This is a genomic window from Vibrio sp. Vb0667, assembly GCF_033391095.1.
Genome location: NZ_JAWPOL010000150.1, coordinates 1 through 1,517 on the forward strand (window position 1 = coordinate 1; position 1,517 = coordinate 1,517).

Annotated in this window: 1 protein-coding gene; it reads right to left on the reverse strand. The window is 45.6% G+C overall.

The window, feature by feature from the left end; all coding sequences use genetic code 11:
- Positions 1-1,517: excinuclease ABC subunit UvrC (gene uvrC, locus R8269_RS24160; protein ID WP_318222768.1), on the reverse strand; the 1,517-nt coding region annotated here is incomplete at both ends.

The following is a 1,517-nucleotide window of genomic DNA, read 5'->3' on the forward strand; positions in this document are numbered from 1 at the left end:
TACGTCGAGTTTTACCACGTTTCGCTCTGTGACCCGCAATCGCATGATTATGACTCTCATCGCGAATATGTTGAATCAAGTGTAGCGCTGGAGCGTCACTAGGTAAGTTGAACTCTTCGCCATCAACCATAATTAAGGTTTCAAGGCCAGGTTTACGTGTTACACCTTTGGCAATACCAATCATGATTGGTCGCTTAGGCCAATCTCCCCAATACTGGGCGATGATTTCATGCGCACGATTTAACTGACCTTTACCACCATCAATAAAGATGATGTCAGGGATTTTTTCTACGTCCAACTGCTTTGAGTAGCGCCGCTCTAACGCCTGCCCCATCGCTGCATAATCATCGCCACCCGTGATTCCAGTAATGTTATAGCGTCGGTATTCTTGCTTTACCGGACCTTCGTTGTTGAAGACCACACATGATGCGATAGTGCTCTCGCCCATCGTATGGGAAATATCAAAACACTCCATCCTCATAATAGACTCCATTCCCAGCGTCTCGCGAAGTGCTTTGAAACGTTGGTTGATCGTCATCTTATGGTTGATTTTTGTCGTGATGGCAGTAAGTGCATTGGTATTAGACAGCTTAAGATATCTCCCTCTCGCACCAGTCGGAGAAGTATGGAAATGAACCTTACGCCCTGCGACTTCACTCAGTGCTTTTTGAATGGGTTCGAGATCGTCGGCCAACTCTTGGTTCAGTATTATTCGAGATGGGATTGTTCGCGCCTCATTGTGGCTCAGGTAATACTGAGTCAAAAAGCTATCGAATACCTCTTGTTGGCTCGTGTTTTGAGGAATCTTAGGGAAATGACTGCGACTGCCTAACACTTTACCCTGACGAATCATCAATATGTGGATGCAAGCAATGCCGTTCTCTTGCGCAAAACCCAGCACATCCATATCGTCCATGCTGTCTTCCGATACATATTGCTGTTCTTGGACTCGTCTTATCGCTTGTATCTGATCACGAAACTTTGCCGCGTCTTCAAACCGAAGTTGCTGACTAGCAACCTCCATTTTCTCTATCAACTGCTTCAGTACTTGCTGATCTTTACCTTGCAGAAATAGACGAACAAAACCCACCAGCTCAGCATACTCTTCATCTGAGATAATCGAGCTAACACACGGGCCAGCGCAGCGACCAATTTGATACATCAAGCAAGGGCGCGTTCGATTGGAGTAAACGGTATCTTCACACTGTCTAACAGGAAATATTTTTTGCAGCAAGTGCAGCGTTTCTCGTACCGCCCCTGAGTCAGGGTAAGGACCAAAATACTCGCCTTTACGCTTCTTGGCCCCACGGTGCATCGACAATCTCGGATGTTTATGACCGCTAATGAATATATAAGGGTACGATTTATCATCACGCAGAAGTACGTTGTATTTCGGTAAATACTGCTTGATGTAATTGTGTTCAAGAATCAGCGCTTCTGTCTCGGTATGCGTCACCGTGACATCTATTTTGGCAATATTGCTCACCAAAGCGCGTGTTTTTTCACTGTCGACTTTT